Annotated in this window: 17 protein-coding genes; all 17 read left to right on the forward strand. The window is 59.1% G+C overall.

All coding sequences use genetic code 11. From position 1 onward, the window contains the following. Window positions 1-3: 3 nt before the first annotated feature. The 17 genes from ACLH0J_RS14640 to ACLH0J_RS14720 all read left to right on the forward strand — a co-directional run bounded on the left by ACLH0J_RS14640 (window position 4) and on the right by ACLH0J_RS14720 (window position 12,838). Window positions 4-204, forward strand: a complete 201-nt coding sequence (locus ACLH0J_RS14640) for a hypothetical protein (protein WP_411392532.1) — start codon at window positions 4-6, stop codon at window positions 202-204. Further along, window positions 201-518 (forward strand): hypothetical protein, encoded by a 318-nt coding sequence (locus tag ACLH0J_RS14645; RefSeq protein WP_411392533.1) that lies wholly within the window; start codon window positions 201-203, stop codon window positions 516-518. Before ACLH0J_RS14640 ends, ACLH0J_RS14645 begins: the two co-directional genes overlap by 4 nt. A gap of 2 nt (window positions 519-520) precedes the next feature. Then, window positions 521-733: a hypothetical protein gene (locus tag ACLH0J_RS14650; protein ID WP_411392534.1), complete on the forward strand. Its 213-nt coding sequence runs from the start codon at window positions 521-523 to the stop codon at window positions 731-733. Between the two features lie 3 nt (window positions 734-736). Further along, window positions 737-1,300 (forward strand): hypothetical protein, encoded by a 564-nt coding sequence (locus ACLH0J_RS14655; protein ID WP_411392535.1) that lies wholly within the window; start codon window positions 737-739, stop codon window positions 1,298-1,300. Window positions 1,301-1,495: 195 nt separating this feature from the next. Further along, on the forward strand, window positions 1,496-2,227 hold the full coding sequence (locus tag ACLH0J_RS14660; RefSeq protein WP_411392536.1) for a hypothetical protein: 732 nt from the start codon (window positions 1,496-1,498) through the stop codon (window positions 2,225-2,227). 179 nt (window positions 2,228-2,406) lie between these two features. After that, the gene (locus tag ACLH0J_RS14665) at window positions 2,407-2,739 is read left to right on the forward strand and encodes a phage holin, lambda family (protein WP_411392537.1); all 333 of its coding nucleotides are present in this window, start codon (window positions 2,407-2,409) and stop codon (window positions 2,737-2,739) included. 49 nt (window positions 2,740-2,788) lie between these two features. Beyond that, complete coding sequence (locus ACLH0J_RS14670) at window positions 2,789-3,529, forward strand: hypothetical protein (protein ID WP_411392538.1); 741 nt, start codon at window positions 2,789-2,791, stop codon at window positions 3,527-3,529. 151 nt (window positions 3,530-3,680) lie between these two features. Further along, window positions 3,681-4,226, forward strand: a complete 546-nt coding sequence (locus ACLH0J_RS14675; protein WP_033901762.1) for a terminase small subunit — start codon at window positions 3,681-3,683, stop codon at window positions 4,224-4,226. Further along, window positions 4,198-6,135: a terminase gpA endonuclease subunit gene (locus ACLH0J_RS14680; protein WP_122774157.1), complete on the forward strand. Its 1,938-nt coding sequence runs from the start codon at window positions 4,198-4,200 to the stop codon at window positions 6,133-6,135. Before ACLH0J_RS14675 ends, ACLH0J_RS14680 begins: the two co-directional genes overlap by 29 nt. Before the next feature lie 8 nt (window positions 6,136-6,143). Further along, window positions 6,144-6,353: a phage head-tail joining protein gene (locus ACLH0J_RS14685; RefSeq protein ID WP_154845502.1), complete on the forward strand. Its 210-nt coding sequence runs from the start codon at window positions 6,144-6,146 to the stop codon at window positions 6,351-6,353. Then, a complete protein-coding gene (locus ACLH0J_RS14690; protein ID WP_411392539.1) occupies window positions 6,350-7,873 on the forward strand; it encodes a phage portal protein in 1,524 nt (507 codons plus the stop codon). Before ACLH0J_RS14685 ends, ACLH0J_RS14690 begins: the two co-directional genes overlap by 4 nt. Beyond that, window positions 7,854-9,842 (forward strand): prohead protease/major capsid protein fusion protein, encoded by a 1,989-nt coding sequence (locus tag ACLH0J_RS14695; protein ID WP_258167339.1) that lies wholly within the window; start codon window positions 7,854-7,856, stop codon window positions 9,840-9,842. The genes ACLH0J_RS14690 and ACLH0J_RS14695 overlap by 20 nt, the downstream gene beginning before the upstream one ends. An 83-nt stretch (window positions 9,843-9,925) precedes the next feature. After that, entirely contained in the window at window positions 9,926-10,279 is a 354-nt protein-coding gene (locus tag ACLH0J_RS14700) for a DUF2190 family protein (protein WP_411392540.1), read from the forward strand. A gap of 15 nt (window positions 10,280-10,294) precedes the next feature. After that, complete coding sequence (locus ACLH0J_RS14705) at window positions 10,295-10,627, forward strand: hypothetical protein (protein ID WP_411392541.1); 333 nt, start codon at window positions 10,295-10,297, stop codon at window positions 10,625-10,627. Window positions 10,628-10,629: 2 nt separating this feature from the next. Then, window positions 10,630-11,184, forward strand: a complete 555-nt coding sequence (locus ACLH0J_RS14710) for a hypothetical protein (RefSeq protein ID WP_411392542.1) — start codon at window positions 10,630-10,632, stop codon at window positions 11,182-11,184. Beyond that, entirely contained in the window at window positions 11,181-11,369 is a 189-nt protein-coding gene (locus ACLH0J_RS14715) for a DUF2635 domain-containing protein (protein ID WP_411392543.1), read from the forward strand. The genes ACLH0J_RS14710 and ACLH0J_RS14715 overlap by 4 nt, the downstream gene beginning before the upstream one ends. Before the next feature lie 8 nt (window positions 11,370-11,377). Continuing rightward, window positions 11,378-12,838: a phage tail sheath subtilisin-like domain-containing protein gene (locus ACLH0J_RS14720; RefSeq protein ID WP_411392544.1), complete on the forward strand. Its 1,461-nt coding sequence runs from the start codon at window positions 11,378-11,380 to the stop codon at window positions 12,836-12,838. The last annotated feature ends 6 nt before the right edge of the window (window positions 12,839-12,844 follow it).

The raw sequence follows: 12,844 nt of genomic DNA on the forward strand, positions 1-12,844 counted from the left end.
AAAATGATGATTTTGCTCGATAAGGCATCCGGCCTCGCCGTGAATCCCGCCGAAGTCAGCTCGATGCGGTACGAGAATTGGAATGGCGGCAAGTACCTTGTGTTGACCATGCAGACCGGCAAGGAGCTTTCGGTGGAGCATTGGCCTCATGGCGATGGCCCAAACGTCTACCGTCTGCACGAGCAACTGCTGGAGGCCAAATGAAGAAGTCCCACGGCCCAGCATTCCGCGCCGCCCAGCTCGACCTGGCCAAGTGCCCGATATGCGGCGGCAGGGCGGTGATCAAGGGTGTTTTCCATGAATTGGCCTGCGTGCAGTGCAACGCCTCGGGCTGGATCACCGCCGAAACCGGCGAGGCGCTGCCGCTGGAGGTGCTGGTGACGCAGCTGAGCATTCGTCTCCAGGCCGCTGAGCACCAGATCGCGCAATTCAACTGCTTCAAGCCTACCGGTGCTGAAGCGCGGTACAACGAGAACAACCGCCGCGGCGCCGGCGGCACCAACTACACGGGGGATTGAGCATGGCCATCAAATTTACCGAAGATCAGGCTCGAGTTACCGATCAAGAAGTGGTGGTGGTTGGGCTTCTGGCAGAGGCCTGGAATGAGTTTCTGAAGTTGCCGATAGAGCATCCAATGGAGCAGCGCGAGTTCTGCACGGCGATTCATTCCTGCCAAGACAAGATATTGGCTCGCGGTGGTCGTCGCGCCATCAATGCACAAGCAGGGGATTGATCCATGGCTATGTACAACGACGTGATGGGTACCCTGGTGCGGGTGCTGGCAGCGGACAACATCGACAACAGCACCAAGCAGTCCTGGCAGAAGCTGATCGACGCCGACCTTCGGCAGGGTGGCACCGGCAGCACATTGTCAGTGCGCGACAAGTTTGATTACGACTGCTGCCTGTACGCTCTGCTGCACCGCCAGCTTGAGCCGGCTCAGTGGGATGTGCTGGTGGCCAAGTACTCGACGCACAAGGCCAATAAGGTCGCTGCCATCGGTAGGCTGGTTGCCCGCATGGTTTCGCCGGCGCCGCAGCTGTTCATCTATAAGGCACTGACGGCCTGGGCCATACCGAAGCTGAAGGGCGTTCAGGTCGGTAAGCGCTCCACCGACATGATCGTGCTTCCTGCTGAGTTCTACGACATGAACACTTGGGACTTGGAGGGATCCCCGGAGCGCACGCGCCGTAACTGGAGAGGCGGAATCCACAAGCGTTTGGAGAAACTCGAAGAGCAGGCCGTGATCCACGCCACCGAGATATTCGACAGCGAGCAAATCTTTGTAGATGCCGCTTGACCAGTTGGCCGACTGGCCGTAAATTAACCCCATCATGTCGATCTTGCGCGTTATGAGCGGCGACACATATAGAAGCCCAATCATTGAGTTGGGCTTTTTTGTGTCTGAATCGTCGTAATTTTAGGCGTCAGCGCTCTGGGCTTTTTGTGTGTGGCTATCTGCCATAGAATCCACACATCACAAAGGAGTGTTCTGATGGGCAAGACGATTCTAAAAGTGCTGTGTGGAGTTGTTGCGATTTCCTGCTTCTTCGCGGCGATGGGCGCATTTTCTGAAAATGCTTTCGCTGGCGTATTCATGTTGGTTGGCTCGTTGCTTCTGTTTCCACTCACTTGGATTTTCGCGAGGAAAGCAACTGCGCGAAACTTGCCTGTTTGGGGTTTTGTTGTAGCTGGGTTTGTTTTTGCATCTATCGGCAGTACGGCCATTACTGGCACTGATGAAAAAAAAGCCAAAGAGCAAGGTTTTACAGGTTTGACGGAGTACCGTGCCGCTAAATCTCTCGGACTGGATGCTGCCGGCTATGCGAAGCATCAGTTGGATGTTGCGGCTGCTGAAAAGAAAAAGCAGGAAGAAGTGCAGCTCGCAGAAGCCCGAGCCAAGGAAGAAGAGCTAAGAAAACAGGCTGGCTGCAAAGCAGATCTCCAGTGTTGGGCAGAAAAAAACGAAATTGACGCCATAATCGCTTGCAAGCCGGTCATTCAAAAAATGGCAAAGTACGATTACGAATGGACAGACGGCATAACTTCCCCGATTTTCTCCAAGCTTGCATGGGGGGACAAGAAAAAGGCGTCCATTACCTATTACGGTGACGAGATCAAAATGCAAAATGGTTTCGGTAACTTCCTTCGTCATCGATATGCTTGCCAATATGACACCTCCCGGAAAGCGGTTCTTGATGTGACGTTGGAAGCAGGCCGAATCTAGCCTGCCTGAAGTCGGAGCCTGTTGAGTTCCGCCCTCGGGCGAGAAGTTGTTTTTTGCAGTTCACAAAGCCTCGGCATTCGCCGGGGTTTTTCTTTTTCGGCCCCACCACGCCCATCGCGCTGAGCTGGGAGTGCTGCTGGAGCCGGATCTATTCACTTCCCGAAAGGGAGGAACCTGAGATGTCGAACATGCCAGACAAGCCAGACACCTGGGCGATTGCGCTTGCGTGGTTAAGCCAGCATTCGCCAATCCTCTATGCGGCTGCGCTGTCCTGTGCGATGGCTGTACTTCGCATCACCTACGGAGGCGGCACGCGCCGCCAGATGCTTGTAGAGGGTGCGATCTGTGGCGGTCTAACGCTGACTATTATCAGCGGTCTGGACTTCTTCGGCCTGCCTCAGAGCATGGCCACCTTCGCGGGTGGTTGGGTTGGCTTCCTGGGCGTGGAGAAGATCCGCTCGATTGCCGATAGGGTCACGGACTTCAAGCTGCCAAGCCGTAAGGCGGACTGATTGCCTGCATCGGGCAGTCAGAGAAAGTAGTCAGCCGTGGGGAACGCAGATGTTCCAGATCAATGCTCGAACCAATATCGAGGAGCTTTCTAAGGCACTGCGAACGGTTGGTGAAAAACAACTGCCATTCGCCCTTGCGCTGATGGCGACCCGCCTGGCTGTGCTGGTGAAGAAAGGTGAGTTGTCGGTATTGAAGGCGCGCATTGATCGGCCCACAACAACGACCCTGAATAGCCTTTATGTGAAACCCGCCACGAAGGGTAAGCCGGAAGCCCGCACGTTCTTCAAGGACGCGTGGACATCTGGTGTTCCCGCTGACACATACCTGCAGCAGGCAGTGAAGGGTGGTCGCCGGCCTCATAAGCGTTTCGAGAAAGCACTGATCGCTAAAGGGATCATGAAGCCAGGGCAGTACGCACTGCCGGCGGCATCAGCGCTCAATCAGTTCGGTAACGTTCCTCGCGGCACGATCATGAAGATCCTGTCGGGCCTTGGTGCGGCAGAGACTGTCAGTGGTGTGCAGGCCAATGCCACGGGCAGCAAGCGAAGTAAGCGCAAGGGCAATGCCCAAAAGTATTTCGCCGGCGAAGTCGACGGTACCCAGGGTGTATGGGAGCGGAAGAAGACGGCGTGGGGCGATGCAGTCAGACCGGTGTTCATCTTCAGTGATGGTGAGCCTGGCTACCAAGTCATCCTTCCGTTCTTCAAGATCGCCGACAACATCGTGAAGGCGAACCGTGTGCGCGAGTTCCAGAGCGCGATGGACGCGGCGCTCGCCACCAAACGATAGTGGTTCTCGAATGCGGTAGGAGGATAGCACCAAGCTGGTGCGTACCCCCCCCCTTTGGGTCCTTCCCCGGCCCCCAGCCCCATGCGGGTAATTCGGGCCCCGCGCGCCAAATATGTATGACCTTTTTCCCACGGTTGGTTGTTGTTTAATCATGGCCAAAAACGAAACAACCAAACAGCGCGGGTGGTTGAACAAATCCGAGATGGCGTCGAGCCTCGGGATTTCCCCGCAAGCCTTTGACAAATGGGGAGTTGCGCCTGTCGCACGCATCGGTCGAGAGGCGTTCTACACCGTGCAGAACGTGGTGGAAAACCGCGTTGAACATGCGCAGCGGAAACAACAACCGGCGGGGGATGGAACCGAAGGTCTCGATCCGCTGATCGAATACAAGCTGCTCGAAGAGCGCCGCGGCCTCACTGCCGCTCAGCGCATTGCCCAGGAGAAGAAGAACCTGGTGCTGGACAAGCAGCTCGTCCCCGTTCCATTCGCCACATTTGCCCTGGCAAAAATCGCCGCTCAGATCGGCTCGAAACTGGACACCGTCGGCAAGACCGTCACTCGACGCCACCCGGAGGTTGACCCTCGCATCATCGAGTCGGTCGAGCGGGAGATTGCGCTTGCTCGAAATATTGCCGCCAGCTTTGGCGAGCAACTTCCGGAATTATTAGATGAGTACGCTGAGTCCGTGGCTGAATGATCTGCGCAAGTCGATCAAGCTAGGACTCCAGGCGCTCTACAAAGAACCACCGCAAACCGCCGTCGAGTGGGCGGACAAGAATTTTTACATGTCGGCTGAGTCCTCCTACAACGAGGGCAAGTGGACGACCGAGCCGTTCCAGGTTGCGATCCTGAACAGCATGGGCAATGACCTGATCAACGTCGTCAACTTCATCAAGTCGGCGCGGATCGGTTACACCAAGTTGTTGATGGCGAACATCGGCTACAAGATTCAGCACAAGCGCCGCAACGTGATGATGTGGAGTCCGACGGACCCAGACGCCGAGGACATCAGCAAGAGCCACGTTAACGGCATGATCCGTGACGTGCCGGCGGTGGGCGACCTGGCCCCATGGTTCGGGCGCAAGCACAGCGATAACACACTCGACCAGAAGATATTCGCCAACCGCCGCACGCTCTGGATCCGCGGCGGCAAGGCTTCGCGCAACTACCGCGAGAAGTCAGCCGACGAGGTGATCTACGACGAGTTGTCCAACTTCGACGAGAGCGTCGAAGGTGAGGGCTCGCCGATCACCCTGGGTGACAAGCGCCTCAATGGTGCGATCTACCCTAAGTCGATTCGTGGCTCAACGCCAAAGCGTGTCGGCTCCTGCCAGATCACCAAGGCGGTCGAGGAGTCTCCATACCTGCTGAAGTTTCACATCGACTGCCCGCACTGCCACCAAGAGCAGACGCTCAAGTGGGGCGGCAAGGATTGCGAATTCGGCCTGAAGTGGGAAAAGAACGCACTCGGCGAGGCGGAAAAAGCTTGGTACTTGTGCGAGCACGCAGCCTGCGTAATCTGGCACAACGAGATGGTCGAGGCGTCGAAGACCGGTCGCTGGATCTGCGAGCACACCGGCATCTGGACCCGTGACGGAATGGACTGGTTTGGGGTTGACGGCGAAATTATGCGCACCCCGCGTTCTGTCAGCTTCAGCATCTGGGCGATTTACAGCACCTGGAGTACCTGGCTCAGCCTTGCGGAAGAGTGGCTGAAGGTGAAAGGCGATGTCTCAAAGCTGATCACCTTCATGAACACCACGCGCGGCGAAACGTGGGACGACGACCAGGGCGAGAAGCTCGACTCCGAAGTTCTGTACGGGCGCCGCGAAGTCTATCCGCAGGTTCCGGCCCTTGGGCTTGTTCTTGTTGGTGGCATCGATACCCAGGACGACCGTTTCGAGGGGCGTGTCTGGGCGTTCGGCCCAGGCGAGGAGGCATGGCTGGTCCATCGTTTCATTCTGATGGGCGATCCGGCCAGCGAAGAGCTTCGCCGCAAGGTGGGGCTCGAGTTGCACCGACAATTCACCCGGGTTGACGGCACGGTCATGAAGGTTGAGCGCTGGACGTGGGACGCCGGCGGCCACTATGCCGACGAGGTGTACGCCGAAAGCCGTAAGCATGGCGTGCACTGGGTCGTGCCAATCCGTGGTGCGACCATCTACGGCAAGCCGATCGCGAACTTCCCTCGCACGAAGAACAAGGTGCACAAGGTCTTCCTCACCGAGGTGGGCACCGACAACGCCAAAGAGTTGCTGTACAGCCGCATGGTGCTTCCTGTCGATACGGCTGCCTCACAGGCAGGCGTGTCTCAGCCAGGCGTTGTTCACCTTCCGGCAAATGACACGATCTGCGATGAGTCGGAGGTCAAGCAACTCACCTCAGAAAAGAAAAAGGCAGCCATATCCAAAGGCAAGCGCGTGATGCGCTGGGACAGCGGTGGCCGACGAAACGAAGCCCTTGACTGCTTCGTTTACGCGCTCGCCGCCCTGCGCATCTGCCAGCAACGGTTCGGGCTTGATCTCGATCTTCTGGTTGCTGCTGTCACTGGCGGCAATGAACCAGACACGGAAGAGCGGCCGCGGAAGAAATCCACATTCTGGTAGCGAGACTTATGGCTTTCACAATCGAGCAGTACCAGGCCTTGCAGGCGGCCATCGCCGAAGGCGCGCTGTCCGTCCGCTACGCCGACAAAAGCGTTACCTACAGGTCACTCGACGAGATGATCCGGATCCTCAAGCTGATGGCAACCGAGCTGGGGCTGAATGCATGTAACGACGGCGGTCGCCGTTATACCTCGTTTTCGAAAGGACACTGCCCATGAGCATGCTCGACAGCCTGTTTCCTGGGTACGCCGCTAAAAGATCAGATGCGCGCCTTAAAAAGCTCCGCACTGAAATGACCATGGACGTGATCAAGCGTCGCTTCGAGGGGGCGGCGAGCGGCCGGAGGAATGATGGATGGCGTACCAGCGGAACTGACGCCAACGCCGAGAATGCGCCGGCGTTGGCCAAGCTTCGTAACCGCGCGCGGGACCAGCGCCGGAACAACCCTTTTGCCGAGCGCGCTATCACCGGTATTGCCGATAACGTGGTCGGGGCGGGGATAGTTCCGCTGCCGTTGGCCAAGCGTGATCGAGACGGCGTGAAGCTGATGGACCTTTGGCAGGCGTGGGCAGAGACAACCGCCTGCGATGCTGATGGGCTGGAGGATTTCTACGGCCTGCAGCACATGATCATGGAGGCAGTCGCCGAAAGTGGCGAGTGCTTGATTCGCCGCCGGCGCCGGTTCAGCTCCGATGGTCTGCCGGTTCCGGTCCAGCTTCAGGTAATCGAGGCCGACTTTCTCGACGAGTCGAAGGCCGCCATAGTTGGGCTCAACCGCATTATTCAAGGGATCGAGTTCGACGCACTTGGTAAGCGAGTCGCCTATTGGTTGTTTGATGAACACCCCGGCGCAAACGTTGCTTGGGGTTCGCTCCAATCTCGTCGGGTCCCTGCGGAAGACGTGATTCATGTGTTCTTCCGGAAGAGACCCGGGCAGGCACGAGGCTACACCTGGCTGGCGCCGGTAATTCAGCGCATGCGCAACTTTGATGAAATGGAAGATGCGGTGATGGAGCAGGCAAAGATAGCCGCCTGCTTCGCTGGATTCATAACCAAAGACCCAGACAACAGCCCTCATGGCACCACGAAACGCCCGCCACTGATTGACCGCATGGAGCCTGGAATGCTTCAGGAACTGTCGACGGGGGAGGAGGTGAGTTTCGGTACACCGCCGACCTTCAACGGCTATGCGCCTTATTCATTGCAGGCACTTCACGCAATTGCTGTGGGTCTTGGCGTTCCGTATGAGCTGCTCACCGGTGACCTAAAGGGCGTCAACTTCTCCAGCGGTCGAATGGGGTGGTTGAACTTCGCGCGGCGGGTCGACGTTTGGCAGTGGCGCATGTTGATCCCTCAGCTGTGCGATCAGGTTTGGCGCTGGTTTATGGAAGCGCAGGTGCTTCTCCCTGGTGGAGTAACCGAAGACGTGAAGGCCTATTGGGTTCCGCCTCGCCGCGACATGGTCGACCCGAAGGCGGAAACAGAGAACGTCATCACTCGCGTGCGCAACGGCCTGACTACCTGGCCCGACGCACTCCGCGAACTTGGCATCACTGACCCTAAGCGTCACGCCGAACAAATCAAGAAAGCAAACGACATGATCGACGAGTACGGGCTGGTGCTGGACTGCGACCCGCGCCGAGTAGCGGCCGCAGGTTCGCCGAGTCAGCCACCATCAAACGAAGAGAAACCAGACGATGCCAACTCCGAATCAGGTGATGACACGCAAGACACATGAGACGCCGATGCTCAGCCTGCGTGCTGCCGTGCGTCCTGGCTCGGTCGATATTGACGCGCGAACCGTCGAGCTGACCTGGACGACCGGCGCTAAAGGCCGGCGCTGGTCATGGGATGTCGGCAGCTACATGGAAGAGCTTGATGTCAGCGAAGGTGCGGTTCGCCTTGATCGGCTCAACAACGGCGCGCCACTGCTCGATACGCACAACCAGTATCAGCTGAGTGCGGTACTCGCAGTGGTAGAGCGAGCCTGGCTCGATGGTGGCGAAGGTCATGCTTTGGTCCGGTTCAGCAAGCGTGAAGACGCTGACGTGGTCTTCAAGGACGTTGTTGACGGCATCCTTCGAAACATCAGCGTCGGCTATGCGGTGCACCGGTACGAAGTTGTGGAGGAGGAAGACGACAAGCTCCCCACTTACCGCGCTGTCGATTGGGAGCCTTTGGAGCTGTCTCTCGTCCCGATCGGTTTCGATGACGGCGCAAAAGTGCGCAGCGCCAAAACCCCGGCCGAGTACGAAGGCCAACGATTCCACACAATTTTTGAAGTTCGGTCGGCAGTTGAGCCGATCGTAGAACCGGCCGCCGTGCCTATTATCCAAGAGGAAGTTGCAATGACCGAAGAAGAGAAGCGCGCGGCCGACGAGAAGCTTCGCCGTGAATCGGCTGAAGAAGAGCGTAAGCGCAGCCTGACGATTCGCACCATGGCCCGCAAGGTTGGTCTCGATGACGAAGCCGTCGTCGAAGACTTGATCGCCCGCGGGGTTTCCGTGAGCGATGCGAGCGCCGCGCTGATCGATGCCGTGGCCGAGCGCCAGAATAAAGATCAGCCAAACACCCGCAACAGCCAGCCTACGAACGTGAATGGCGGCCAAGATGTCACCGTCCTGAACGCCAAACGTTCTGCCATGCAGAACGCGTTGCTGCACCGCTGCGATGCCACCGTCAAGCTGGAAGACGCTGGTCGTGAGTTCCGTGGCATGCGCCTGGTGGACATGGCTCGTGAGTTCGTCGAGATGGCTGGCGGTAACGCGCGGGGCATGACGCCGCAGGAACTGGCCCGCGCAGCATTGGGCTGTGATCGCCAAGCAGTGCGCGCCGCAGGCATGCACAGCACCAGCGACTTCCCGCTGCTGCTCGGCAGCACTGTGAACCGCACACTGCGTGATGCGTACACCAACGCCCCTCAAACCTGGCGCCCGCTGGGCCGTCCGACCACTGTGCCAGACTTCCGCGCTGTAACTCGCGCAGCCCTTGGCGACATTGCGGCGCTCGAGCAGGTCAAGGAACACGGCGAATACAAGTACGGCACGCTGTCCGAAGACGGTGCCCCGATCAAAGTCGCCAAGTTCGGCAAGATCATCGCCATCACGTGGGAAACCATCGTGAACGATGACCTGGGTGCGCTGACCCGCATCCCGGCAGCACTCGGTAATGCTGCTGCGGCGACCGAGTCCAACGTGGTCTGGGCCCTGCTGCTGGGCAACCCTACCTTTACCGACGGTGTTCCGTTCTACGACGCGGGCCACGCCAACCTCGCGGCCAGCGGCGGGGCAATCAATACCACAACCTTGGCGGCTGCCCGCGCAGCGATGCGTAAGCAGAAGAGCAAGGCAGGCGAGTTCCTCAACCTGGCTCCTGAGTACCTGGTGGTCGGCCCGGACAAAGAGCTGGAGGCTTACCAGTTCACCAGCTCCAACTACGTTCCAGCGAAGAACGCCGACATCAACGATGTGCGCAACGCCTCGCTGACTGTAATCGTCGATGCCCGTATCACCGGCAACCAGTGGTACCTGTTCGCTGCACCTGGTTCCATCGACACCTTTGAATACGCCTACCTCGAAGGTGAGCAGGGTGTGTTCACCGAAACCCGCGAGGGCTTCGAAGTCGACGGCATGGAAATCAAAGCCCGCCTGGTGTTCGGCGCAGCCTGGATCGATTACCGCGGCGCTTACAAGAACCCGGGCGCGTAAGCCTGCTGTTCGATCCAAACCCAAAAGGGCGCCGTGTGGCGCCCTTTTTGTTTTTCAGTTCTTGTCTCTAAAGGGGACCTAGCATGAAGACTTTCATCCAGCGCGGCGACTGCCTGACTGTTCCAGCACCAGCCGGCGGCACTGTTTCGGGCGAGATCTACAAAGTCGGTTCGATTGTCGGCGTGGCGGCTACTACCGAAGCAGCTGCTGCACCAGTGGTGCTCAAGCTCGACGGCGTGTTCGGCCTGAACAAAATCAGCGCCCAAGCATGGGCAATCGGTGACCCGATCTACATGAACACCACCAGCCGTGCCCTGACGAACGTGTCGGCCACCGGCCTGGTGTTGGTGGGTGTGGCGACTGAGGTTGCCGCTAACCCATCTGCCACCGGCGCCTGCCGCCTGAACGGCGTATCCGCGCCGTCGGCGGTGGCGTAAATGGGCTGGGCCTCAATGGCCCAGCGCATGCTCGGCGTTTCGATCCGCACCTTCAGTGAGCCGACAGCAGCGCTCGATCCATTGGGCGCTGTGTACTGGCTGACCGATGGTGTTGCGCCTGGTGTGCCGCTGGCGCAGGCCGTGTTCGATAGCGCCCACGTTACCGTCGATCCTGAGACCGGCGCGCCGGTGTCCTCGAACAACCCCATCCTCGGGGTTCGGGTCATTGACTTGCCAAATGATCCCACGAACCGGGATCGCGTGCAGGCGCGGGGCGTTTTGTACAAAATCCATGACGTGCAGGCGGACGGCGTGGCGGGCGTGACGCTGTTCCTTCGCAAGGTTTGAATATGGCTCACCCACGAGAACTGATCCGCAAGCAGGCCGTTGCGGTGCTTCTTGGTGCCACGAATGCGGGGGGCAGCGTCTATGCCAGCCGCGTGGCGCCGCTCATTTCCAACGGCTGGCAGAGTGAGTTGCCGGCGATCATCGTATACACGATGGATGAATCGGCGGAGATCTTTAACCAGGCGCCCAGGGAATACAGGAGGCGCGTCGAACTGGTGGTGGAAATACACGCCGAAGGCAACGAGGCGCTGGACGATACGCTCGATACGCTGGCTCGCCAGGTAGAGCGTCTCCTACTCATGGACGACACGCTCGGCGATACGGTGAATGACCTGCAGTACGTGCGATCGCGCATGGTTCTGTTGGATCAGTCGGAGCACCTGACGGGCGCGTGCCGTCTCACCTTCGATGCTGAATATTTTGATCGCCACCCTGACGACCTGTTCAACGAAACCCTGCCTGACCTGAAGTCGGTTAAGACCGAATACAGCCTGGGCAACGCGCAGCCGAATCCGGCTGATCGCGCAATAACCATCATCGAGGACCTGAACCCATGACCACGCGCGTGCTCGTGAAGCCGGCCGAGGGCCGCCTGGTGCGTCACCCCGACACCTATGAGCAGATAAAGCCAGAAGGCTTGACTGTGGAACTCAACAGTTACTGGGTCCGCAAGGAAAAGGCCGGTGACATCGTCATCAAAGAGGCTGCAGTGCCGGCCGAAACCAAGGGTGAAAAACAATGACCGTCGGAATGGATACGATTCCTGGTGCCAGCGCGCTTCGTAAGCCTGGTGTCTACAGCGAGATCGACAACAGCAAGGCCGTTCGCGGCCCTCAGCCAGTCAGCTACCGCCGGCTGCTGATTGGTCAGAAGCTGGCCAGCGGCGCTGCCGCTGCCAATACCCTGATCCGCATCACCAGCCAAGCCCAAGCGGACGCTCAGTTCGGGAAGGGCTCGATGCTGGCGGGCATGGTTCGCGCCGCGATGGCGATCGATACCTACACCGAGCTGCAGGTTCTCCCGGTTGTCGACAATGCCGCAGGGGTAGCTGCTGCTGCCACGCTAGCGTTCACTGGCCCTGCCACCGCATCAGGCACCATTGAGTTGATGATCGCCGGGCGTCGCGTCTCTGTCGGCGTGATCAGCGCCGACACCGCCACCGTGATCGCGGCATCTGTAGTCGCCGCTATCACCGCCGCGGATGACATGCCCGTAACGGCCACGGCGGCTACGGGCACCGTCACGCTGACCAGCCGCCACAAAGGCGAGGCCGGCAACAGCCTGAACGCCCGCGTGAACTACTACACCGGCCAGGTACTGCCTTCCGGTGTCGCGGTCACCATCAGCGCTTTCACCGGTGGCTCTGGAAACCCAGAACTGGGTTCGGCGTTGGCGGCTCTGGGTGATGAGTGGTTCCAGGTATGGGGGCTGGCATATACCGACGCAGCCACCCTGGCGACGGTGAAGACTGAACTGAACAGCCGCTTTGCCTGGGATCGAGAAATCGAGGCCCACGCTTTTACCGCAGCGCGCGGCACTCAGGGCTCCCTCGGAACCCTTGGCGACAGCCACAACAGTCAGCACCTGGTCATCATGATGGCCAACGACGAGCCGATGCCGACCTACGAGAAGGCCGCCGAGACCATGGCGATCGCTGCTCTCTACGCCGCCATCGACCCGGCCCGGCCAATCCAGAATCTTCAGTACGCCTGGTGCCTGGCGCCTGCCACGGCGGACAAGCTCACCAACCAGGAACGGAACCTGTTGTTGTTCGACGGTATCGCGACCAGCAAGGTCAACAACGACGGCACCATGGTTGTTGAGCGCCTGATCACCACCTACAAAACCAACACCGCCGGCGGCACTGACATCAGCTACCTGGACAGCGAAACGCTGTTCACCCTGATGTACATCCGCCACGACTGGCGCGACTACATCCTGCGCAAGTACCCGCGGCACAAGCTTGCCAACGATGGCACGCGCTACGGCGTCGGGCAGCCAGTGGTAACGCCGGTGGTGATGAAGGCCGAGGCGGTCTCGAAGTTCCGTGAGTGGGAGCGTCTGGGTCTGGTGGAGAACATGGAAGACTTCAAGGCCAACCTGATCGCCGAGCGTAACGAGAGCGACCCAAATCGCCTGGATCTGCTGATCCCGCCTGACCTGGTCAACCAGCTGCGAATCGTCGCCAACAAAATTCAGTTCCGCCTGTAACGGCGA

Source organism: Pseudomonas sp. MPB23 (genome assembly GCF_046605395.1).
GTDB lineage: Bacteria > Pseudomonadota > Gammaproteobacteria > Pseudomonadales > Pseudomonadaceae > Aquipseudomonas.

Bases quoted from the DNA above. Each gene is read 5' to 3' on its own strand.
- ACLH0J_RS14640 (WP_411392532.1), top strand. From the start codon at position 4: ATGATGATTTTGCTCGATAAGGCATCCGGCCTCGCCGTGAATCCCGCC.
- ACLH0J_RS14645 (WP_411392533.1), top strand. From the start codon at position 201: ATGAAGAAGTCCCACGGCCCAGCATTCCGCGCCGCCCAGCTCGACCTG.
- ACLH0J_RS14650 (WP_411392534.1), top strand. From the start codon at position 521: ATGGCCATCAAATTTACCGAAGATCAGGCTCGAGTTACCGATCAAGAA.
- ACLH0J_RS14655 (WP_411392535.1), top strand. From the start codon at position 737: ATGGCTATGTACAACGACGTGATGGGTACCCTGGTGCGGGTGCTGGCA.
- ACLH0J_RS14660 (WP_411392536.1), top strand. From the start codon at position 1,496: ATGGGCAAGACGATTCTAAAAGTGCTGTGTGGAGTTGTTGCGATTTCC.
- ACLH0J_RS14665 (WP_411392537.1), top strand. From the start codon at position 2,407: ATGTCGAACATGCCAGACAAGCCAGACACCTGGGCGATTGCGCTTGCG.
- ACLH0J_RS14670 (WP_411392538.1), top strand. From the start codon at position 2,789: ATGTTCCAGATCAATGCTCGAACCAATATCGAGGAGCTTTCTAAGGCA.
- ACLH0J_RS14675 (WP_033901762.1), top strand. From the start codon at position 3,681: ATGGCCAAAAACGAAACAACCAAACAGCGCGGGTGGTTGAACAAATCC.
- ACLH0J_RS14680 (WP_122774157.1), top strand. From the start codon at position 4,198: ATGAGTACGCTGAGTCCGTGGCTGAATGATCTGCGCAAGTCGATCAAG.
- ACLH0J_RS14685 (WP_154845502.1), top strand. From the start codon at position 6,144: ATGGCTTTCACAATCGAGCAGTACCAGGCCTTGCAGGCGGCCATCGCC.
- ACLH0J_RS14690 (WP_411392539.1), top strand. From the start codon at position 6,350: ATGAGCATGCTCGACAGCCTGTTTCCTGGGTACGCCGCTAAAAGATCA.
- ACLH0J_RS14695 (WP_258167339.1), top strand. From the start codon at position 7,854: ATGACACGCAAGACACATGAGACGCCGATGCTCAGCCTGCGTGCTGCC.
- ACLH0J_RS14700 (WP_411392540.1), top strand. From the start codon at position 9,926: ATGAAGACTTTCATCCAGCGCGGCGACTGCCTGACTGTTCCAGCACCA.
- ACLH0J_RS14705 (WP_411392541.1), top strand. From the start codon at position 10,295: ATGGCCCAGCGCATGCTCGGCGTTTCGATCCGCACCTTCAGTGAGCCG.
- ACLH0J_RS14710 (WP_411392542.1), top strand. From the start codon at position 10,630: ATGGCTCACCCACGAGAACTGATCCGCAAGCAGGCCGTTGCGGTGCTT.
- ACLH0J_RS14715 (WP_411392543.1), top strand. From the start codon at position 11,181: ATGACCACGCGCGTGCTCGTGAAGCCGGCCGAGGGCCGCCTGGTGCGT.
- ACLH0J_RS14720 (WP_411392544.1), top strand. From the start codon at position 11,378: ATGGATACGATTCCTGGTGCCAGCGCGCTTCGTAAGCCTGGTGTCTAC.